The organism is Schaalia cardiffensis F0333, from assembly GCF_005886435.1.
GTDB lineage: Bacteria > Actinomycetota > Actinomycetes > Actinomycetales > Actinomycetaceae > Pauljensenia > Pauljensenia cardiffensis.
The window spans coordinates 1,962,982-1,984,294 of the sequence record NZ_CP040505.1 but is presented as its reverse complement, the minus strand read 5'-3'; the positions used below and the strand labels follow the sequence as shown (position 1 = coordinate 1,984,294).

Genomic DNA, 21,313 nt, shown 5'->3' with positions numbered 1-21,313 from the left:
GAATATCTGGCGGATAGGAAGAGGGGACATGGGCGAGAGGGACACGGACGCTGCAGCGCGTATTGGAGCCCTCATTATTGCAGGCGGAAAGGGAAAACGTCTCGGAGGCGCATCCAAATCAGACCTTGAGCTCGGGGGTCGCTTGCTCGACCGAGTTCTGGATTCCCTCTCCCCTTTGACTTCCTGGGGAAGAGTCGTCATCGCTCCTGACTCCGTGGCCGTGCCTGCGGGCACCCTGCGCACAATGGAAGATCCTCCAGGAGGAGGGCCACTGGCAGGACTAGAAGCAGGTCTTCACACGCTCCTCGCCGATGAGAAGACCGAGCGAGACAGCAGGGGAGTCCTCCTCGTCTTCTCAGTGGATTCTCCCGGAGTGGCAAGCCTTGCGCCCCGACTTCTTCGCGCTCTCGATTCAGATCCCGAAGCTGAAGGGGCTGTCATCCTCGGCGGACAACCCCGGGTCTTTCGCCAGTACCTCCAAGGCGCCTATAGAGTGAACCCCCTTCTTCGGGCTCTTGACAAGGGGCGGGGCTCTTCTTCTTCGCTTCACGACCGTTCGGTGCGCTCCGTTCTTTCGCGCATGAAGCTCGTCGAGGTCGAAGCGGGTGCTGAGTGCCGCGACCTCGACACCCCTGAAGACCTCGCCTGGTGGCGCGAACGCTTAGGTGAAAAGACACTTCGTGAAGTGAAAAGCCGTGGCGAATCCGGGGACGGCGAAAACGCTGAGCGCCAACCCCACTGTGAATAGGAATGCGGTGACAGGCGGCTCATTGCCCTCAAACGTCGAACTCCCACAATAGGAATCGCCCACCCAATGCGTAGAGCAAAGGGTGGGCGACAAGCATCCGACGCAGCATCGGGACGTCCGAAAATGGTGAGCGCCCCGATGCGTGAAAGATCAGCGTGCGTCGTGCGGGACCTCAATGTGATCGGCCTCGGGCGCCGTGCGCTTCATCTTCTGGATGACCAGGTGCATCCAGATGAGGGTTGCGCCGGTGATGATCGTCATGAGGATGAAGGGCGTCGAGATCAGACCCGTCCACTTCTGGACGTAGGCAAACAGCGGGGGCAGGAAGAATCCGCCAAGACCGCCGAGCATGCCGACGAGGCCGCCCACCGAGCCCACATGGTCGGGGAAGTAGGTGGGGATGTGCTTGTAGACGGCAGCCTTGCCGATGCCCATTGAGCAGCCGATGAGGAAGATGATGAAGACGACGAGCCAGAGCGGCAGGCCGAAGGCCTGACCGGTTTCGGCGTTGACGCCCGAGGGGAGCATGAGGATCGTGAAGAAGGCGCCGATCGTCACGAAGGTGATGTACATCGCGACGCGGGCTCCCCACTTATCGGAGACCCATCCGCCGAAGGGGCGCAGCAAGGATGCGGGGAAGATGAAGGTCGCCGTCAACAGGCCCGCACTCGCCAAGGAGACGCCGAAATTATCAACGTAGAACGTCGGAAGGATCGCGGAGAAGGCCACGTAAGCGCCGAAAACGATGACGTAGTAGAGGCTGAACCGCCACACGCGGATGTCCTTGAGCGGTTCGAGCATCGTCGAAAGCTTGACGGAAGCTGCGGGCTTGCGATCCTGCGCAGGAGTGATGAACCACAGGAGGATGACGAAGATGATGAGGAGGGTCGCGTAGACGACGGGGATGAGGCGCCAACCGCCCTGGATGCCGAAGATGTAGGTGGAACCGGCGGTGGCCGCGATGATCCCCGGTCCAATGAGCTTAGTGACCGAAGCTCCGACATTGCCCGCACCGAAGACGCCGAGGGCGAAGCCCTTGCGACGATCGGAGAACCACGCGGAGTTCCAGGCGACACCCGAGGAGAAGGAGTTACCGACGATGCCGACGCAGAAGGCGAGGACGAGGAGCATCGCGTAGTTGCCGGTCGGGACGAGGGAGACGCCGATGGAGGTGATGGCGCCGAGGATCATCATGACGGTCATGACGATCTTCCCGCCGAAACGGTCGGCGAGGATACCGGAGGGGAGGCGCCACATGGATCCGTTGAGGACGGCGACTGCACTGATCCAGGAGAGTTGAACGGCGTCGAGGCCGAACTCCTTCTGGATCGGCTTGCCGAGGATACCGAACATCAACCACACCGCAAACATCAGGGTGAAGGAGATGGTGGACATGGTGAGGACCCGATTGGCCCCCGGGGCTTCGCGATGCGAAGTGCTGTGTGATGACACGGCTCTGCCTTCGGTCGAGGACTTGATGGTGACGGTTGAGCCTAACTCCTTTCGCCCTTCTTTTTGCGCGTTCAATCCCCCTGAATTCCTCAATTTTCACGGAATGTGAGATTCGTCAATATTCTCATTGAGCCTCCACCTTAAGAAAAAGGGGACTTTCGGACTATGAGTGCCCCAATCCGGCTCAATCCGTGAACGCGCTTCGCCGAATCTGTGGATGCACTCCCCTCGAGAGCGTTGACTGAGGTGCACTCCTACGAAAAAAGCAAAAACCGTGGAGTCTTCGACGATTCTCAGCCTTGAGCCGGCTCACTAGCCGAGTTGCGCGCGCCAAGAATCTTCCACGTTCCGGTGAGGATCATCGAAGCGAGGACCCATTTGACGACCCCGCCCGGGATGAAGGGGAAGAATCCCGCTGAAAGGGTTGCCCACAGGCTCAAAGCGGTGCCCTTGACGAAAAAGAGGGTCATCCACATCCATGGCACGCCCACGAGGAAGGGGATTGCGGAGGCAAGTCCGAAAGCCCCGAGGGAGGCCAGAGGGGAACGGTCCCAGCGGCGCTCAGCGAGTCGACCGATCAGCCACGCCGTCGGGATGAAACCGAGGATGAAACCGAAAGAGGGCATGAGCAGGTAGGCCGGGCCTGCGCCGAAGGAGGAGAACCAGGGGATGCCTGCAAGACCAAGGGTCGCGTACAGCGTCATGGCGCTAGCTCCTCGACGCGAACCGAGGATCGCCCCTGCGAGCATGACACCAAGAGTCTGACCGGTGATCGGCACAGGCCACATGGGAATCGACACTTGTGCGAGAAGGCCAACGCCAAGGGCCGCACCCCCTATGAGCGCAGCATCGCGCGAAAGGGAGCGGACAGAAAAGAAGCGGTCGGCAAGGACGGGGGTGGGAGTTAGAGATGAAGTCGACATTGGAACAGGTCTTTCAAAAGGGGGACGAACAAGAGGTGATGGACGGGAAAGAAAGAGGTGTGGTGGACGAGGGAACGAATGCACAGGGCAGAGCGGTGCGTGTATCCCTTTCATCGATCAAGCCTCGACCAAGCGCAGTGAGCGAATGACACACAATCTGCGCAAGCCGAATGAAGAATCAGTGAAATCACGACGATGGAGAACGATCTTCAAGTCCGAACGGATCAGCCAATGCGAGGACCTGAACGAAAGCAAGGGCAAAACCGCCCTCGTGCGAAAGGGACACGGACCATTCAAGATCGGCCCGAAGCTCGGTGGACAATTCCTTGAGGGCGCGGGCAATATCGCCGCTGAAACGCAGGCTCGGACGGCGATGAGGGTCGTGGACCACCTCGATTTGCGACCACTTCACCTCCTCTTCGGGCACAGTCGGGGGATTGGGAGCGATGAGCGAGGACCAGGCCTTGATCGTCGCCTCCTTCGCCGCCCAACGGGCTCCAAGAGATTCAAGGGCGCGCGGGCCGGGCCTGCTGAGAGCCTGAGATCCCGCATGGAGCTCAATACTGCGAGCACCATTCACGGGGACCGAGGTGCCTCCCAAGGGGAGCGAGGCAGCGAGCGCCCCGCCTGAGGAACTCCCCTCTGCGCCCGAGCCACCCCGCACCGCGCCTGAGGCGCCTCCGAGCGGTTCAGCGTCAAGCCCAAGGCAATATGCCCACTCGCGGTCGGTGAACACGCGGGCGAACACGGTGCCCGGAGCTTCTAGGCGTTCGGCGATCGCGGGGACCGGGGTGAGATCCACCCCGGTCCCTTGGCCGAGGATGAGACGCGCAGCCCTCACGCCCGCGTCCCGTACACGCCCGAAGCGCCCAGACGCGCATCCGGGTCGAGTAGGAGCGCCTCTTCGACCGCATGGGCCTGAGACTCGGGGAGCCTGCGCCCCTCGATGGGTTCGAAGAGGGGTTCGCGCCCGATCATCGCCCCTTCGAGTCGCGCACGACCCTCCCGAAGGCGCCTGCTCGCAGTCTCGCGCCAAGCCGCGGCCGCGTCCTCGCCCCGCTCAGCGGCGAGCCTCGTCTCAAAAGCACTCGGATGGGCGAGCGCAACAAGGGCGGACACGTGCCCGAAGCCGAGGGAGGTGAGGACCCCCGCGCGGATCGGCGTCGCCTCAAGGTTCAGAGGCGTGCGCAGCCACACGAGAGGCGCGAACTCGCGCATCTGCGGATCGAGGCAGTCGAGCGCAGCATTTCCGGGGATCTGCTGGTCGCGGAACACCTCCGTCAAACCGGCCGTCTGGAACAGCGCCGCACCGCCCTTCGCATGACCCGTGATGGTCTTCTGACTGATGACGTGCAGCGGATTACCCGGGGTTCGGCCCAGGGCCCGCGACAGGGTCGCGTGAAGCTCCGCCTCATTCGGGTCGTTCGCCTTCGTGGAGGTGTCGTGCTTCGACACGACGGCCACATCGTCAGCGCACAGGCCAAGGCGGGCCAGGGCCTTCGCATAGCCGGAGTCGACTCCTCCGCGCGCGGCCGCCATCGCGCCGATCCCCGGAGCGGGAATCGAAGTATGCGCCCCATCGGCGAAGGAACGCGCATAGGCGATCACGCCGAGGACCGGCAGGCCCATGTCAGCGGCGATGGACGCCCTCGTCAAAAGGACGGTCCCACCGCCCGCCGCCTCGAGGAAGCCCGCCCGACGACGGTCTCCCGCCCTCGAGAAACGACGAGGCGAAATGCCACGCGCGTACAGGGCTGCAGACTCGGCGGTCGCGTTCATATCGCCAAAGCCCGTGAGGGATTCGACGCCGATGTCATCAATGCCGCCGGCGACCACGAAATCGGACTTGCCGAGCGCGATCTTGTCACAGGCTTCCTCAATGGAGACTGCGGCGGTCGCGCAGGCGCCGACCGGGTGGATCATCTGCCCGTAGCCGCCGATGTAGGACTGCATCGTGTGCGCGGCCACAACATTCGGCAAAGCCTCCTGGAGGATGTCCTGAGGGCGATCCTCCCCGAGGAAACGGGAGAGAAACACCTTGCGCAGCGATTCCATGCCGCCAATCCCAGTGCCCTGGGTGGAGGACACATCCGCCGGGTGAACAGCCTGGAGGAGTTCCATAGGGGTGAAGCCCGCAGACACGAAAGCATCAACGGCGGTGATGAGGTTCCATACGGCGATCCGGTCGAGGGCCTCGATCATGGACGCGGGGATCCCCCACTTCGTCGGATCGAAGTCCGCGGGGATCTGGCCCGCAACCGAACGGCTCAGGGTCGCGCGGCGCGGCACCCGGATCGCGGAGCCCGCGAGCTTGCGGACCTTCCACTCCCCGGAGGATTCATCGCGCACGACCTTCGTCCGGGCCGGGTCGGCGGCAAAGTAAGCCTGCGCGTCCTCTTGGGAATCGACCGTGAACTCCTGGTCGCTCGCGAGGAAAACGGTCGCCGCATCATCGGAGCCGCCCTCAATGAGGAAGCCATCATCGTCGAGGGGGCGGATGCCGCAGCGGGCGACGACCTCGTCGTGGAAGCGCTCGTACACCGCTGCCTCTTCGACGGGCTTGTCCTCAGAGTCGTACCAGCCCGGCGCGGGCGAGTCCGCCCAATGCAGCAGGCCCATCATCCAGGCGAGCTCAAGGACGCCCGCGGCGCTCAGCTCCACATCGGCGCTGGAGTGCTCGGCTTCGTGGCGCGTGCGCCCCGAACCCCACGCGGACACCTCGCCGACGCCGACGATGACGATCTGCTCATCCAGACCGGCCTCGACCTCGTTCCACTCCAGTCGATCTGCGAGGACGGGAGTCACAAGGTTCGGCAGGGCGGAGAGTGTCGCCTTCGCATCCTTCGACGCGGGAGCTAAGTTCGCTGCTGCTCGTGCACGTTCAGCGGCGGCGAGCGCCGGAAGATCCAGACCCGCATCGGACAGACCGCCCGTCAGATCCATATCCACCGGGGCGAGCGCAGCTTCTTGGCGGGTCTTGTGGCTCAGGAGCTCCACCAGGCTCGTCGCGATTTCCTCGCTCGTGTACACGTGCACTCCCGCGGCCTCGGCTGCGGGTACGAGCAGATCATTGCCGCCCATGAGGGTCGTGCCCTTCACCCAGCCGATGCGCGGATGAGCGAGGGTGACGCGCTCGGGCCAGCCGCGCTCATTCGACCACTTCGTGCAGATCGTGTCGAAGGAGGCCTTCGCCTCCGCGTAGGCGCCGTCCCCGCCGAAGATTCCACGGTTCGGAGAGCCCGGCAAGAGGACGTGGAGACGATGATCGATCGCCGTCGAAGCGTCGAGGGCCGCGAGTTTCGCGATCGTGCGCTCGACCGACCACAAGAGGAGTCGCTCTTGGGCCATCGCCCCATGTGGGTCTGAACCCAGAGTGCCCGACACGGGGGGAGCTGCGAAGGGGATGAGCAGGGTCGGCAGGAGAGCGGGCTTGACGAGGGTCGAGCTCGCGCCCGAGGTCTCCGAATAGTCCGAGCTGATCCACTCGGTGAGGGCGTCAATATCGCGCAGGGACGCCATATTCGCGGGCACGAGCCACAGCTTCGCACCGATCGACGCATGAGCGCGGTACAGCTCCTTGGCGAAGGCGAGGCGCGCATCGTTGATCCGAGAGGACGTCATGATGACGCTCGCCCCACCGGCGAGGAGCCTTTCGACAACGGCTGCGGCGATCGACTTCGGAGCGGCACCGGTCACGAGGGCGATATCGCCCGCGAACTCGTCATCGGCCTCTTCGAGGGCGGCCTTCGCGATGTTCTCGAAGGCGAGTCGCTTCTCGCCTTCGGCGTGCTGCGCGTACCACTTCGCCAAATCGGCAAGATCGGAGCCTCCGGCGCGGAAAGCGTGAAGACTCAGAGTACACACGTCGAATTCACCGGCGGCGGCCCTGGCGAGATCTTCGCGGGCAAGAGCCCAACGGTCATCGAAAAGGACTGCGCGCTCAGGAGTGAAAGCGGGGCGCACCGAGTCGAGCCAGCGGACACCGAGTTCGGCGTCCACGGCGGCGGCAAGAGCGGAGAGGTCTTCGCCCGCACCAGGAGCCTCGGCCTCTTCGTGTCCGAGTGCCGCGAGGAGGGAACGCGCCTGGGTGGCGAGGAGCCCATCAGAGCCGAGGATCCTCTCGGTCAGGGCGGTGAGCGCCGCAGAGTCCACGAGCTCACCCGAAGCGCCTCCACCGGTGCCTGGAGCGGCGATCGCAATGCCGAGCGCGTCGGCTTCGGCCCCCACGGCCGCGTCAACGAGGGCGTCGACTTCGGAAGCTGAAGCCGGGGCTGGAGGCAGTGAAGCGAGGGCGCCTCCGCGCACGGAATCGCCTTCACGAGTGTCAAGGAGGATACGCGCGCTCACACGCTGCGCCCACCCTTGGCCGAGCTGCCAGTGGCCGGTCACGCGCTTGGACACATGCGCGGCCTTGAGTCCCGCTCCGCCGAGCAGCACGCGGAGCCTGGAGGAGATCGCTTCGCTGAGGACCGGGCCGAAGGCGGCGTAGGTGGGCGCCGCCTGATCAATTGAGGCCATCAGGGCGCTCATCGGGGCTTCTGCTCCGCCCTCGATCGAGGGGATCGACAATTCCGCGGCCATGTCCATGAGGAGCTGGTTGCGCTTCGAGGACACGCCATTCGTCAAAGAGTCGATCGTGTCGGAGGCGTCGATCTGCTCGACGCGGATCTTCGTTCCGTGCGCGAGGAGGATCTTCACAGCCTCGGATGCGCTGAGCGGCATATCCGGGACTTGAGCGGCATCCACAGCACCGGCGGCGGGAGCCTGCGCCTTCGCTTCAAGAGCCGCGCCCGCTGCTGCGGGAGCGGGAGCCTCGGCCGTGGCGGGGGTGGAAGGGGCGGAGGAAGTGTCGGGAGAAGAATCCGTCGCCGGAGCCGGAGCCTCACCCGTGGGGGCCGGGGCCTCAGCGTCCACGGGAGCAGACACCGTGTCGGTGGCGAGGATCCTCGCTGAATCGCGCTCCAGGTTGAAGACCTCGACCGTACGGCCCGCGTAGGCGGGCATCGACAGGGTCTTCGATGCGAGGTTCGCGAGCGTCGGGGAGGTGCCCAAACCGATCTCAATGACGCGCTCCACGCCGAGACGATCCGCGTTGAGCAAAAGATCTTGGGTTTCGATCCAGCGGACCGGGGAGGCGAACTGCCAGGCGAGCAGCTCGACGAGGAGCGTGCGAGCAGTCCGACCCCGATCGGCTCGTGCACCCTCCCAATCGGCCAGGAGGGCCTGGACGGACTCGGAGGGGACAACCTCGAGGATCGACTCCGCGAACTCGCGACTCACCTCGAAGGGACGGGCCACAAGGTTCGGAATGTAGCGGCCCTCGAGCGCCTCAAGGTCCACGTCCTCGGGGATGAGGGCCTCCAAGCGCTCACGGAAGGGTGCAACTCCCGCGCGCAGCTTGATCGAATGGAAGGGGACGTCAATGCCGGGGATCAGCATGAAGGGGCGACGACCGCCGAACTCGGCGGCGCGCTCATCCGCATCAGCGGCCAGAGCATCCAGGCCCGCGATCGTGCCGGCGACGGCGTATTGCGAATCCGCCAGGTTGTAGTTGACGATCTGGAGGAACTCGCCCGTCTTCTCCGCCACGGATTCGACGTAGGCGCGCACGCCCTCGTCGGTGACACCGAACTGGTTCGGACGCAGCGCACCCATCCGGTAGTTCGAACGGCCCTGAGCGTCGCGCTCAACGAGATTGTGCATCGCGGATCCGCGCTGGTAGACGATCTCGAGGACCTTCTCGAAGGGGAAGATCTGAGCACAAGCGGCGAGAGCGTTGTACTCGCCCAAAGAGTGGCCCGCATAGTAGGAGCCCTCCACGAAGGCGCCCTGAGCCTTCAAGTCGGCGGTCTGCGCGTAGGCGAGGGTCGCGAGGGCGACTTGGGTGAACTGCGTGAGGTTGAGGACGCCCTCGGGGTGGCGCAGCACCTGCGAGCCGATGCGGATCTGCGTCGGATTATCGGCCACGATCGCGCGGATCGAGAAGCCGAGGCGTTCGCGGGTCGCCCGATCGGCGCGCTCCCAGACCTCGCGGATCGCAGGGGTCATCGACTCCATCCCCATGCCCTGACGCTGAATCCCCTGGCCCGGGTACACGTAGGCGCTTGCTGGAGCCTTAACGAGGGCGGTGCCGATCGACACGACATCGCCGTTCACGCGGCAGGTCGCCTCCAGGAGGAGACGCCCACCGGCCCGGCCGACGCGCTCAATGGTGATCTCGACGCGGTCGCGCAGGTTCACCATGCCGTGCATCTGATACGACCAGGCTTCGATCTCGAGGTGCGGAGTCGGGATTGAGCGGATCACAGAGTCGCGGGCGGGAGCATCAAGAGGACTCGCCCCCTCGGCCTCAATGAGGTGCTGGGCGCAGGCCGAAAGCCACATGCCGTGCACGAGGGGAGCGGAAAGACCAGAAAGCCCGGCCGCAGCGGCGGACGTGTGGATCGGGTTGAAGTCGCCGGACACGTTCGCGAAGGCCGTCATATCGGCTGGCGCGACGATGGTGGCGCGGCGGATGAAGGAACGCGGCGTGTCCGCAAGCCCAATGCCCGAAGAAATCGAGGGAGCGCCCGAGGGCGGCTGGGTCGACGCGACTCGGCCGCGGATTGCGAAGCGCTCAGTGAGGCGGGCGAAGCGGACGCCCTCGAAGAAGAGTTCGAGTTCGACGCGCACGACACGGCCCGCGGAGGACTCTGAGAGTTCAGCGCAGCGTCCCTCGACTTCGATTCGCGAGCCCGCAGCGGGAAGCTCGGCGTCGAAACGGATCGTGTGGTCGAGGTGGACCGCGTTGACGAGGCCCTCAATGACGGGCACGCCATCGTGGATCGCGGAGCCGAGCGCAGTGTAGATCGCGGGCCAGCAGGGGCCGACGAGCGCATCGGGGACGATCTGGACAAGTTCGGCGCGAAGGGCCGCGCCAGTGACGGCTCCGTGCGCGGGCCCCAGGTCAGCGCTCAAGGTGAAGGAATCACGGACCAGACCAAAACCCTCACCGGCTTCGACGGCGGGCATGGCGTCAATGCGGTCGCCGTTCACGGTCACGGTGCCAACGCCCGCAGCACCGGCGAGAAGGTCGTAGGCGCTGATGGATAGGCGCTCCATATCGACGACGGGCACACCACCCGTGCGGCACGCCTCGGAGGTGAGGATCGGGATGTCGATGCGGCGCACCGCGTGGGGGGCTTCTTCTCCCAGCCCGTCCCATGCGGTCTCACAGGTGACTTCGATGCTTGCCAGGCCCTTGTCGTCAACGCTGATCGTGGTCTGCCCGGGCATCGCCTTCGCGGGATTCGCAACGAGAGTGCCCGCCCACTGGATGAAGGGGATCTCGCGCACGAAGGACTCCAAGTCCGTGGCGTCGTGGAATCGCGACCACACTTCGCTCTCGGGAGCCCCGGCCTCGGCGAGGGCATCGACGAGAGCATTTTCGAAGCGGCCGAAGAGTTCACCGACGGGCTCGTCGACGCGGGTGATGCCCGCAACGGAGCGCGGCCCGGGGATGATGCGGACCGAGTCCGCGTCGAAACGCGGGTCCTGGGCCTGCCAGAGCGTGTCGGTGCCCCACCAGCGCGCCAGATCCACGTCCAATGCGGGAACGAAAGGCATGGGCTTGTGGTGCTTGCGGCACAGCGAGGGGAACCATTCGGCATCGGAGGGAGCGACCGTGGCGCGCGTGGCCTGCGGGTAGGCCTCGAGGAGGCGCTCCAAAGCGGCCGGGGCGTCTTCGATTGCGTCCACGTCGGCGAAGAGGGTTTCGAATTCGCCGTGATCGAGGGGCGAGAGGCGAGCTTCGATGCGGTGGAAGAGGTCGAGGACGCGGTCGGCCCAGGTCCAATCCGCGTAGGGGAAGGACAATTCGACAACCCGGCTCGCCCACTGGGCGTAGGTCATGTCCTCAAGATCACCGAAGTAGGGTTTCGCGGTCTTCGCGAGGGCGGCGATCACCTCGTCTCGGCGCGCCTCGATCGCCTCAAGGTCGCCGCCGAGCTCATGGATCAGGCGGGAGGCAACGGCTGAGGAGTTCTCGATCTCGTGCATGTCCGCGTCGAGGTGCGACAGGCCGGAGGTCATGCCACCGCGGACCTTGCCGCGCCCGACCCAGCCGTCGCCGTCGACGCCGGGGGTTTCAACGAGGAGGCGCTTGACCTGCGGGGAGGTGCGCGCTTCGAGGGTCGCCATTGCGGCGGTGCCGACGAGGACCGCGTCGACTGGCATGAGCGGGCGGCCGTGAGCGCGAGACCATTCGCCCGTGATGTAGGAGACTGCGTCCTCGGGGCGGCCGATGCCGCCGCCGACGGCGAGAACAACATTCGGGGTCGCGCGGATCTGTGCGTAGGTCGCGAGGAGGAGGTCGTCGAGGTTCTCCCAGGAGTGGTGTCCCCCCGAGTGTCCGTCCTCAACTTGGAGGATGAGCTGAACCTCGGGGTTCTCCTCGGCGATGTTGAGGGCCTGGTGAATCTGTTCGACTGTACCCGGCTTCAAACACAGGTATTCGAAGCCGTCGGCGCGAAGCTGGGTGATGAGCTCACGTGCCTCTTCAGCTTCGGGAATGCCTGCCGCGATCGTGACCGCGTCAATCGGGGAGCCCGCGCGGCGAGCCTTCGGGACGATCTTCGTGACACCGAACTGGAGGTTCCACATGAAACGGTCGAAGAACATCGTGTTGAAGCCCGCGGTGCGGCCCGGTGCGAGGAGTTTTTCCAGGCCCGTACGGTTCTCGGTGAAGACCTCTTCAGAGTATTGGCCGCCTCCGGCCATTTCCGCCCAGTGGCCGGCGTTCGCGGCGGCTGCGACGATCTCGGGGGAGACGGTCGTCGGCGTCATTCCAGGAAGGAGGATTGGGGACTTGCCGGTGAGGCGGGTGAAGGCAGTGTCAACGAGGCGGCGCCCATCGGGCAGGCGCACGAGGCGCGGCGCGAAGGACTCCCAACTGACGGGCTCATCCAGGTGGGAGCCGGGCACGTCGAGGGCCGTGCGGGCGGCGCGAGTCGAAGCGTCGACGACCTGCGCGCTCGTGCCTGCGAGCAGGGGCGCGCTGAGACGGCCGACCATCGCAGTGGGCCCCAGGTCGAGGAGGACTCGGGCGCCCTTTGTGAGGAGAGCGTTGATTTCGCCGACCCAGTCTCCCGGGTGGACGAGGATGCGGGAGGCAAGATCGTGGGCCGCGGCGGCATCAAGGGTCTTTCCCGCTGCGTTAATGCGCTCCACCCATTCGTCGACGAGGGCGAGGGCCGGGTTGAGGAGTTCGGAGTGGAAGGGGGCTGCGACGGGCAGGGCATCGAAGGAGAGGCTCAGAGGCGAACCCCCGTGGAGGCGCTCCTCCAGCTCCTTATTCTTCGCGGCCGTGGTCTTCTCGAGGGCCTGGCGTGCTTCGTCGAGGGCCTTCGGGAGGCCGGAGAGGACGAGGGCGTCGGGGCCATTGACGACGGCGACTGAGACATCGTCGATCTTCTCGATCAATGAGGAGACGAGCGCGGAATCCAAGCCTCGGACAGCGAGCATCGGGGTTGTGGAACGACGCGGCGTCGCCCCGATCCTGCCAGACACCTTCTGGGCGGCGGAGCCGATGAGAATTGCGAGGGCGATGACTTCGTGGCTCGCCTGCTCGTCCTCGTCAATGAAGGCTGTTGCGAGCCTGACGCCGAGGAGGCCCTGGGAGTGGCCGAGGATCGCCTGGGGTTGGCGTTCGTGAAGATTGAGGCCCGCGGCGTCCAGGTCAATGAGGGCCCCGAGCTGGGCGAGGAGGATGCCGGGGCCGGACACTGCCGGATCGGAATCGGACTCCGAGTCCGCTGAGCCTCCCGCAAGGATCTCACCGAGACGATCGGAGGCTCCGGGGGCGGCGCTGAGCAGCTCGAGGGCGATGGGGGAGAGGAGCTTCATGGCCGAGTCGAAGGCCATGCGGATCTGCTCGCCCTGGTGGGGCAGGGCGAGGGATTCGTCGAGGGCGCGTCGCCAGGCCGAGCCCTGTCCTCCGAAGAGGAGCACGTAGCGGGGGTCGAGGCTGTTGAGAATCGAAGTCATCGAGAAGTCCGTTCCTTGAGGATCGTGGGAGTGAGTGGTCGAGGGGCGCGCGTCACATTGGCGCGTTGTCGTGGATTCGGGGGGAGTTGATGTTGCGCCGCTTGCGGGCGAGGACTCGAAGCGAACGCGAGATCGCTTCGCGGGTCCGTCCGGGTTCGATGAGGCCGTCGAGCTGGCCCCCGTGCAGGGAGAGGTTCGGGTTGACCGCGGTCTGCTCGTAGAGGCGCTGATAGTGGGCGCGCTGCTCGGCGACGTCGCGGCCCTGCGCCCCGGCCTCGGCGAGCTGGCGGCGGAACACGATGTCGACCGCGCCCTCGGAACCCATGACTGCGATCTGCGAGGCGGGCCAGGAGAAGTTGACGTCCGCGCCGAGTGACTTGGAGCCCATGACGATATAGGCGCCTCCGAAGGCCTTACGGATGATGACCGTCACGAGGGGGACGGTCGCGTTCGCATAGGCGGTGATGAGTTTCGCGCCTCGGCGGATGATTCCGGCCCGCTCCTGTTCAGAGCCGGGACGGTAGCCGGGCACATCAACGAGGGTGACGACCGGCAGGCCGAAGGCGTCGCAGAACTGGACGAACCTGGCGGCCTTCTCGGAGGCGTCCACGTCGAGGGTGCCCGCATCGGCGAGGGGCTGGGAGGCGACGACTCCGGCGGGGTGGCCTTCGAAGCTTGCGAAGCCGATGAGGACCGAGGGTGCGAAAAGGGGCTGCACCTCCAAGAACTCCTCGTTATCGGCAATCGCCTCAATGACCTCCACCATGTCGTAGGCCTGCTTGGGGGATTCGGGAACGAGCTCTCCGACGCGCCTTGCATTCTGGGGTTCGCTCAGCGCCGGATCGTAGGCGAAAAGCGGTGGCTCCTCCTCACAATTCGAGGGGAAGTAGGACAGGAGGGTCCTGGCGTAGTCCAGGGCTTCCTCCTCGTCCTCGGCGAGGAAGTGAGCGACCCCGGAGATGGAGTTGTGCAGGTCGCCGCCTCCGAGATCTTCTGCGGCGATCTCCTCACCGGTCGCGGCCTTCACGACCGAGGGGCCAGTGACGAACATGTAGGAGGATTTGCGCGTCATGATGATGAAGTCCGTGAGTGCGGGCCCGTAAACGGCGCCCCCGGCGCAAGGTCCGAGGATCACGGAAATCTGCGGGACGACCCCTGAGCATTCGCTCGTTTTTTTGAAGATCCGCCCGTATTGGGCGAGGGCGGTCACGCCCTCTTGGATGCGGGCGCCGCCTGAGTCGAGGAGGGCGATGATTGGGATGCGCAGGGAGAGCGCGCGGTCCATGAGGTGGAGGATCTTGTCGCCCTCCACTTCGCCGAGTGTTCCGCCCATGATGGAGAAGTCCTGGGCGTAGACGGCGACCGGTCGGCCGTCGATACTGCCCAGGCCGGTGATGACGGCGGAGCCGAGTGAACCCTTCGTCATGTCTCCGCCTGCGAAGCGGTTGAGTTCGGCGAAGCTGTTCTCGTCGAGGAGCTCCGCGATGCGTTCTCGGGCGGTTCGACGCCCGTGGGGGTGTTGGCGCGAGCGTGCACGTTCTTCAGCGGCGTCGACGATCTCGCGGTTGCGTTCGATGAAGTTTTGCCTCGACACGGTGACCGTTTCGGGGGCGCTGTCCGATGCGGGGGCCTGGAGGGGGTGAAGCATAGGGGTCTGGGCGACCTGGGCGGTCTGGGCGTCCTGGGGGGCGCTTGCCTGGGCGGCTGTGTCCACAGTGGCCTCGACTGGCTTATCTGTCGCCTGGGTGGGCTCATCCGCCGGGGAGCTGTTCGGCGCGGGAATCTCGGGGCTCATTGCGCCTCCTCGATGGGGTTGATGGAGACCATGAGGTCTCCTGCTTTCACGGTGTCCCCGGGCTTGACGTGAATGTCGACGATCTGTCCGGCCTCATGGGCGAGGATCGGTTTTTCCATCTTCATGGACTCGAGGACGAGGACGAGGTCGCCTGCTGCGACTTTCTGGCCGGGCAAGGCGAGGACGCGCACGACGGTCGCCTGGATCGGGGCGCGAAGGGAGGGGCCCGATGTGGTGTGGGCTTGGGCTTTTCGGGCGCCGCGGCCCCGCAGGAGTTGGCGCCTCGTGGGCTGTTCGCCTGAGTCCGCAGTGGCCGCGCCTCTGGGGCCTGCGAAGAATCCACTCGGCACTTTGAGGACTGCGCGGCGACCATCGATCTCGATCGTGAAGGACTGCATTTCCTCGACCGGAACTTCGCCTCTGTCGCTGCGCGTCCCCGGTTCTTGGCAGAGCCCTTCTTTCACTTCGTCGAGGATTCGCAGTTCCTCGAACCACTTCGTGTACACGGCGAAGTCGCTTCTCGTCTTCGGCCAGCGCTTCCAATGCGCGGGCGCGTCCTCGTCTTGAGAGGAGGCGGAGCTATTCGTGCCCTTCGCGCGCGGAGAGTCGGGTCCGCAGAAGTCGGGGTGGGTGAGGATGTGTGTGAGCATCGGCGCGCTGGTCGGCAGGCCCTCGACTGTGAATTCGTCGATCGCCCGCAGTAGGCGAGCCAGGGCGAGGGAACGGTTCGGGCCGGTGACGATGAGTTTCGCGATGAGGGAGTCGTAGTCCGAACCGATCGAGTCTCCTGCGCGCACGAAGGAATCGACGCGCACCCCGGGGCCGCCGGGCCAGGTGATTGAACGGATCCTCCCGGTCGCGGGCATAAGATCATCCGCCGGGTTCTCAGAGGTGATGCGCACTTCAATGGAATGGCCGCGCGAGTGCGTCGGCTCGGACAGGGGTTGGCCAGAAGCGATGCGGAGCTGTTCGGCGACGAGGTCGAGGCCGCTGACCTCTTCGGAGACGGTGTGTTCAACTTGGAGGCGCGGATTCACCTCGAGGAAGTAGATATGCGAATCGGCGGAGACGAGGAACTCGCAGGTGCCGACGCCCGTGTAGTCGATCGCTTCGAAGAGGGCGCGAGAGTAGTTCTCGAGGGCTTCTTCCACGCCGACGGGAAGGTGGGGCGCGGGAGCCTCTTCGATGATTTTCTGGTTGCGCCGCTGGACCGAGCAGTCCCGCGTCGAGACGACGCGGAAGTTGAGGTGAGTGTCTCTGGCGCACTGGGTTTCCACATGGCGGGCCCCGAGGACCATCTTCTCTAGAAAGCATTCTTTCAGCGCGGAGTCTTCGAGCCCTTGGAAATGCCTGCGGACATCCTCGTCGCTGTCGAAGCGGGTGATCCCGCGCCCGCCGCCCGCGTCCGCGCGTTTGATGAGGACGGGGTAGCCGTGGCGTCGGGCGAATTGAAGGGTCGCGCCAAGTCCTTCTGAAACCTTCGCCGGGAGGGGTCCTCCGGGGATCACAGGGACTTTCGAGGAGGCGGCGATCGAACGGGCGGAGATCTTGTTGCCCAGGGCCCGAATCGCGCTGGCTTTCGGGCCGACCCAGGTCAGGCCCGCTTTGTGGACTGCGGAGGCGAATTCGGGGTCTTCGGAGAGGAAGCCGTAGCCGGGGTGGATGGCGTCCGCGCCGGTCTTCTTCGCAGCTTGGAGGATCGCGCTGGCCGAGAGGTAGGTGTCCGCCGGGGCGCTGCCGCCCAGGGCGTAGGCCTCGTCTGCGAGGTCGCAGGCTTGAGAGCGCATGTCCTGGTCCGAGTACACGGCGACTGAGGTGATGCCGAGTTCGCGTGCGGTGCGGATGACTCTGACCGCGACTTCGCCGCGGTTCGCGATGAGGAGCTTGTGGATCGGCTTGGGACCCCTACGGGTACGGAAGATGCTCATGCGCGTTCTCCTTGACGGGCTGTGGGAAGGTCGACGTCGCCGACGCTGAGGATGAAGGATTGTCCGGACTCGTCGACTGCTTCGAGCGCCCCGTCTTCGCTGATGCCGATGGGCGTGAGGGTGCGCGCCTCGGAGCCGGGCAGGCGGACGCTCGTCGTTTCACCGAGTCCGTGCAGGTGGGAGAGGTAGTCGGAGCGCCATTCGCTCTGAGTTTGCGCGAGTCGCCTGTCGAGGGCGGCGAGGATGTGCGAGAGAAGGGATTCGCGGACGGTGGATGCGGATTCGCCTTCTTCCAGGGGGATTGCGCCCGCAATGGGGCCCGCCCCTTCGGGAATAATGCCGATGTTCACTCCGATGCCCACGCCGACTCGGTGGTGTGCGGCGATGGTGTCGATGTGTTCGCACAGGATCCCGCAGACTTTGCGCCCCTCAAGGAGCACGTCATTGGGCCATTTGAGGCCAGGGGTGAGGCCGCGGGCTTCGAGGGTGTCGCACACGGCGAGGCCTGCGAGGAGTGTCGCCCAGGGAAGATCCGCATCATTGACGCGAATGAGGGTGGCGAGCAGGAGGGAGGAGCCTGAATCGTCGAGCCATTCGCGTCCGCTGCGTCCGCGTCCGGCGTTCTGATGCTCAGCGAGGACGCTCGTGAAATCCGGCATAGCGGTGTCCTCGCGGGCTGCTCTGGCCAGCTCGCTCAGCGCGGAGTCGACGCATGTGAAGCGTCGGATTTCGGGCGAGGATCCACTGCTCATGACTCTCAGCGTGCTCAAGCGTGAGCGTGGATGCGAATACGTTCGTGTATATTCGGCGAAATCTTGCTGAAAAGTCGTGGTTTTTCACCACTCGCGCAGGGGGTGGTGTTCATCCTTGCAAGCTGGCGGAAGACGCGGCTTCTCTTCGTAAAAGCCCGTGCGACAGGGGCTGCGCGGGTTTCCTCTGTGAAGGGGCTGGTGTCCTCTTCGGAGGGCCTGCGCCCGTCTTCGGAAAGCCTGCGCCCGGACGCTCGCAGGACCGGATTGAGTGGACCCGAGCCTGAGAGCGCGTGGTTCGGGGGGAAAAATCAGCTGCCTGGGGCCTCAAGGCCGCGGGGGCAACGCTTGATCATGCGGATTCTTGCGTAATCGTCGAGGTCCTGGCAAAACTCCTCGAGGGTGTTCATCGTGAAAAGCCCATCTATTTCGCCGCTCTCCCACAGTGACCAGATCCGACGGAGATCCGCTAAACGGCCCTTCCATCCGATGCCGTCAACGACGGCAAGCACGATCTGATTGCCTGTTCGGGCATCCGCCATTTCTTCGATTTCACGCACAGCATCAGTGAGCTTGGATCCTGTGGAGTCGAAAGCTTTTGCAGCAACAGCGATGACACAGCCGCGTCCGCCACCGGGGACTGCGAGATCGGCTGGGGCGCTGCGACCAGTTCTCCCCTCGAAACGGGTGCGCACCTCGTAGGGAAGAGACAGATCCCCTGCAATGGCTTCGATCTGGTCTTCGACTCTGCGCCCGGACTCACCGGCCTGGACGGCGGAATGCCTCGTTGTCGCCCTCGCGTTGAGAATATCGGCGAAGGTGTACGTTCTTCTGAGCTGACTGTTGACAAGCCTGATGAGATCGAAATCCTCATCAAAGAAATCGACCAGTTCTCTCGGCTTTTCGCGCGCGACTTTGGAAGGTGATCCCACGCCGAACCAATGGCGGACCTGGTTCTTCAGTTTCTCTTTGCTCAGCCCGACAATGAGAGCAAGGACGCCTGCATCATTCGGGTGGGTGTGAATCCACTGACTGAGAGAATCCCGGTCGATCAGGGGCAATTCTTCAAGGGAAGCAACTGCCGCTGCGATCTGGGCGCTTTGTGCCGTGGCGTGCGTTGGGTCCGACCAGGTGGAGAGCCGACTGAGTGAAGAGACATATGTGTCGAATGGGATGGGGTCCATTGTCGTGCGTCCCTTCAGTCGCTGATGAGGATGTACTCGACGGCCTCACGCCGATTGGCGTTTTGGTGGGTTCCCATGTGATAGCGGTGGGGGATCGTTACGAGTTCTGGCTTGGAGCCTTTCACGTCCGTCATGATGCTGATGAGTGTGCGTAGATCAGGCACGGCGTTCGACCCGTAGGACAGAACGAGTGTCGAATCTGAGAATTGGTCGAAGAGCTCGGCAAGAGCAGCGGTGATCGTCAGTTTGGAGCCGAATGGCGTCGGACGCTTCTCGAGTTTGTGGGTTCGAGTGTTCTCCATGATCGAGGCGGTTCCGTTCTGCCAATAGTCAGACAGTCCTTCGAGGAACCAATATCGCTTGATGTAGTCGTTGTCATCCCTGGGGGGAGCGTAAGGGGGATCGAGGTAGACGACATCTGCATGTCCAGCTGCGCTCAGGGCGTCGCTTTGGAATGAACGACAGGGGCGTGCTGAGAAAACAGCGCGATTCCAGTCATGAGCGCAGGTGATGAACTGTTCGCGCAAGGGGGTGTGGAGCTGGGGGCGTCCATCGTCATAACGAAGGCCGGTGACCGTGAAGATGCCCCGTGGCTGCTTTCGTGCTGCCGCAAGAACCAGGGCCGAGATCGCCAAGTCTTTCTTCGCAGAGGGCAGGCAATCGATGTGGGACCAGGCGGAGTCGAGGAAGCGCAGATCTTCGGAGGTGAAGAAACGCCCCTCGTATGTGCGAGAGATGAAGTCCCTTTGATCGCGGTTGACTCCCGAGGAGATCATGGTGATCTCCTGATCGGAGAGTGTGTCGTTCTGATTGACGCATGCGGCGCTTGTGAGGGTGACGGGGAAGTGCAAGTAGTCGCTTGAAGTGACTGAGTAGCCCAGCGATTTCAGCAAGTAGGAGACGACGCCCGAGCCGGAGAAGGGGTCGATTGCAGTCGACGCATTGAGCTGGGTGAAAACATCTGCAAGAGCGGGAAGGAGCCGATACTTCGACCCCATGTAGCGCAGGCGTGGGTATACGGAAACCTGGGCAAGGGGATCGATGCCCGAGTCGATCCTGAGTGCTGCTTCCGTCATGGGCTCTACTGTACGTGTCGGCATGTGCAAGTGAGGACGCCGACCTGGGGCGCTGTCGGCTTCGTGGACTTTCTGCTCAGTCGCAGGCTCGTGTTTCCCGCGTGTTCGTATTCACCGCTCCAGCCTGGGACGAGAGGAGGCGTAGAGGAGATGGAGAACAGTTTCGAGGATTTCACGAGCCCCTGAAGCTCGGGCGGAGTCCTCACTCTCGCTCCGTAGCCCCTGGGAGAGCTCCACGTTCTGAGCCGAGGCCTGAACGTGGTGAAGGGACGAGGCTGGAATCGAATCGGCTGGTGAAGAAGCGAACTTCGTCGTCCCTTCTTGGAGCCTGAGCGCCTGCATCGACTCACGCCACGCCGCAACACCCGAAGCACGCATGACGACGCCAATGACCGAATGCGTGAGAGCACGAAGCGGATGGGTGAGTTCACGGCCCGCGGCCTCAAGGATCCACTCGAGCGAGCGCCCCAACTCGTCAACGAACTCGAGGTTGATGTCGAGGAAACGTTTCGCCCACTCGGGGTCCCGGATTGAACGCAAGAGAAGCTCAGTGTGCAGCAGATGCAGCTCGCGGTTCGTGCCGATCGCGTCAAGCGCCTCGAAGAGGAGGTTCTCGATCAGGAGCTCGCCGGAGGCTTCGACACCATCCTCTTCGACGGGGGAGGAACTCGAGGCCCAATGATCGATCGTGAGGCGAAGACGCTCAATGAGCCCCGTGTACTCGTCCTCGGCGAGCGCCGCCAAGAGGGAATCCTTCGACGCGAAATTCGAGTAGAAAGCGCCTCGCGTGAAGCCTGCCGTCTTGCAGATATGCTCGAGGGAGGTTGCCTCCATCCCCTCTTCGATGATGATGTGACGGGTCGCCGCGATGAGCCGCTCTTGCGTGTCGATCCGGTTGCCCATTGGGGCTCAGCGCTCCTCGTCGAGCTGATGGTAGATCGCGGGAAGGAGGGGGATGAGAACGGCCAGGGTGTCGAGGGCGCCGCCCTTTGACCCCGGCGAGGCGACGAGGAGAGCGCCGGAGGAGTCGCGGGCCGTCACGCCGACGACCTCACGGGACAGGCCCGAGAGGGGAGTGGATTTTAGCCCATAGGAGCGGATCTGTTCTGCGATGCCGGGGATTTCGACCTCGATCACTTCCCGGACGACTTCAGGAGCGACATTTCCGACTCCGAAGCCCGAACCTCCTAGGACGAGGACGAGGCGCGCGCCAGAAGAGAGGGCGGAGCGGATCTCGGAGTAGAGGGCCTCGCGCTGTTCGGGAACCACTGTCGTCGTGGTGTCGGTGATCCCGGCGGTTTCAAGAGCTTTCGCGCAGGCGGGAGTGGCGTGATCCTCCTTCGATCCGTTGAGGACCCTATCGGAGAAGACGATGAAGTGGGCGCGGAGAGAAGCTGTTTCGAGAGCTGCTGGCTGAGGCATGATGCGCTTCTTT

At 64.4% G+C, this 21,313-nt stretch carries 12 protein-coding genes; 1 reads left to right on the top strand and 11 read right to left on the bottom strand.

Going from position 1 to position 21,313, the window contains the following annotated elements; translation table 11 throughout:
• Positions 1-28: 28 nt before the first annotated feature.
• A complete protein-coding gene (gene mobA, locus FFA61_RS08140; protein ID WP_005963132.1) occupies positions 29-748 on the top strand; it encodes a molybdenum cofactor guanylyltransferase in 720 nt (239 codons plus the stop codon).
• Between the two features lie 150 nt (positions 749-898).
• On the opposite strand, the gene FFA61_RS08135 is transcribed toward mobA, so the two are convergent.
• From FFA61_RS08135 to FFA61_RS08085, 11 genes are all read right to left on the bottom strand, one after another.
• Positions 899-2,143 (bottom strand): MFS transporter, encoded by a 1,245-nt coding sequence (locus tag FFA61_RS08135; RefSeq protein WP_051057851.1) that lies wholly within the window; start codon positions 2,141-2,143, stop codon positions 899-901.
• Positions 2,144-2,493: 350 nt separating this feature from the next.
• The gene (locus FFA61_RS08130) at positions 2,494-3,123 is read right to left on the bottom strand and encodes a biotin transporter BioY (protein WP_005963136.1); all 630 of its coding nucleotides are present in this window, start codon (positions 3,121-3,123) and stop codon (positions 2,494-2,496) included.
• Positions 3,124-3,310: 187 nt separating this feature from the next.
• Positions 3,311-3,964, bottom strand: coding sequence for a holo-ACP synthase (locus tag FFA61_RS08125; protein ID WP_005963140.1), 654 nt, complete (start codon positions 3,962-3,964; stop codon positions 3,311-3,313).
• A complete protein-coding gene (locus FFA61_RS08120) occupies positions 3,961-13,146 on the bottom strand; it encodes a type I polyketide synthase (protein WP_005963142.1) in 9,186 nt (3,061 codons plus the stop codon). The genes FFA61_RS08125 and FFA61_RS08120 overlap by 4 nt, the downstream gene beginning before the upstream one ends.
• A gap of 52 nt (positions 13,147-13,198) precedes the next feature.
• Complete coding sequence (locus FFA61_RS08115; RefSeq protein ID WP_040313966.1) at positions 13,199-14,794, bottom strand: acyl-CoA carboxylase subunit beta; 1,596 nt, start codon at positions 14,792-14,794, stop codon at positions 13,199-13,201.
• A 143-nt stretch (positions 14,795-14,937) separates the two neighbouring features.
• Positions 14,938-16,869 (bottom strand): ATP-binding protein, encoded by a 1,932-nt coding sequence (locus FFA61_RS08110; protein ID WP_005963144.1) that lies wholly within the window; start codon positions 16,867-16,869, stop codon positions 14,938-14,940.
• Positions 16,866-17,621 carry a biotin--[acetyl-CoA-carboxylase] ligase gene (locus FFA61_RS08105; protein WP_005963145.1) on the bottom strand — a complete coding sequence of 252 codons (756 nt, stop codon included), beginning with the start codon at positions 17,619-17,621 and terminating at the stop codon, positions 16,866-16,868. Before FFA61_RS08105 ends, FFA61_RS08110 begins: the two co-directional genes overlap by 4 nt.
• Positions 17,622-17,929: 308 nt before the next feature.
• On the bottom strand, positions 17,930-18,802 hold the full coding sequence (locus tag FFA61_RS08100; protein WP_005963146.1) for a hypothetical protein: 873 nt from the start codon (positions 18,800-18,802) through the stop codon (positions 17,930-17,932).
• 14 nt (positions 18,803-18,816) lie between these two features.
• A complete protein-coding gene (locus tag FFA61_RS08095) occupies positions 18,817-19,878 on the bottom strand; it encodes a DNA adenine methylase (protein ID WP_005963147.1) in 1,062 nt (353 codons plus the stop codon).
• 111 nt (positions 19,879-19,989) lie between these two features.
• Positions 19,990-20,781: a TetR/AcrR family transcriptional regulator gene (locus FFA61_RS08090; RefSeq protein ID WP_005963149.1), complete on the bottom strand. Its 792-nt coding sequence runs from the start codon at positions 20,779-20,781 to the stop codon at positions 19,990-19,992.
• 6 nt (positions 20,782-20,787) lie between these two features.
• Positions 20,788-21,300 (bottom strand): molybdopterin-binding protein, encoded by a 513-nt coding sequence (locus tag FFA61_RS08085; RefSeq protein WP_005963151.1) that lies wholly within the window; start codon positions 21,298-21,300, stop codon positions 20,788-20,790.
• Between the last annotated feature and the right edge of the window lie 13 nt (positions 21,301-21,313).

Excerpts from the sequence above, each read along its gene's own strand:
- mobA (WP_005963132.1), top strand. The coding sequence starts at position 29 with ATGGGCGAGAGGGACACGGACGCTGCAGCGCGTATTGGAGCCCTCATT.
- FFA61_RS08135 (WP_051057851.1), bottom strand. The coding sequence starts at position 2,143 with ATGTCCACCATCTCCTTCACCCTGATGTTTGCGGTGTGGTTGATGTTC.
- FFA61_RS08130 (WP_005963136.1), bottom strand. The coding sequence starts at position 3,123 with ATGTCGACTTCATCTCTAACTCCCACCCCCGTCCTTGCCGACCGCTTC.
- FFA61_RS08120 (WP_005963142.1), bottom strand. The coding sequence starts at position 13,146 with ATGACTTCGATTCTCAACAGCCTCGACCCCCGCTACGTGCTCCTCTTC.
- FFA61_RS08115 (WP_040313966.1), bottom strand. The coding sequence starts at position 14,794 with ATGCTTCACCCCCTCCAGGCCCCCGCATCGGACAGCGCCCCCGAAACG.
- FFA61_RS08110 (WP_005963144.1), bottom strand. The coding sequence starts at position 16,869 with ATGAGCATCTTCCGTACCCGTAGGGGTCCCAAGCCGATCCACAAGCTC.
- FFA61_RS08105 (WP_005963145.1), bottom strand. The coding sequence starts at position 17,621 with ATGAGCAGTGGATCCTCGCCCGAAATCCGACGCTTCACATGCGTCGAC.
- FFA61_RS08100 (WP_005963146.1), bottom strand. The coding sequence starts at position 18,802 with ATGGACCCCATCCCATTCGACACATATGTCTCTTCACTCAGTCGGCTC.
- FFA61_RS08095 (WP_005963147.1), bottom strand. The coding sequence starts at position 19,878 with ATGACGGAAGCAGCACTCAGGATCGACTCGGGCATCGATCCCCTTGCC.
- FFA61_RS08090 (WP_005963149.1), bottom strand. The coding sequence starts at position 20,781 with ATGGGCAACCGGATCGACACGCAAGAGCGGCTCATCGCGGCGACCCGT.
- FFA61_RS08085 (WP_005963151.1), bottom strand. The coding sequence starts at position 21,300 with ATGCCTCAGCCAGCAGCTCTCGAAACAGCTTCTCTCCGCGCCCACTTC.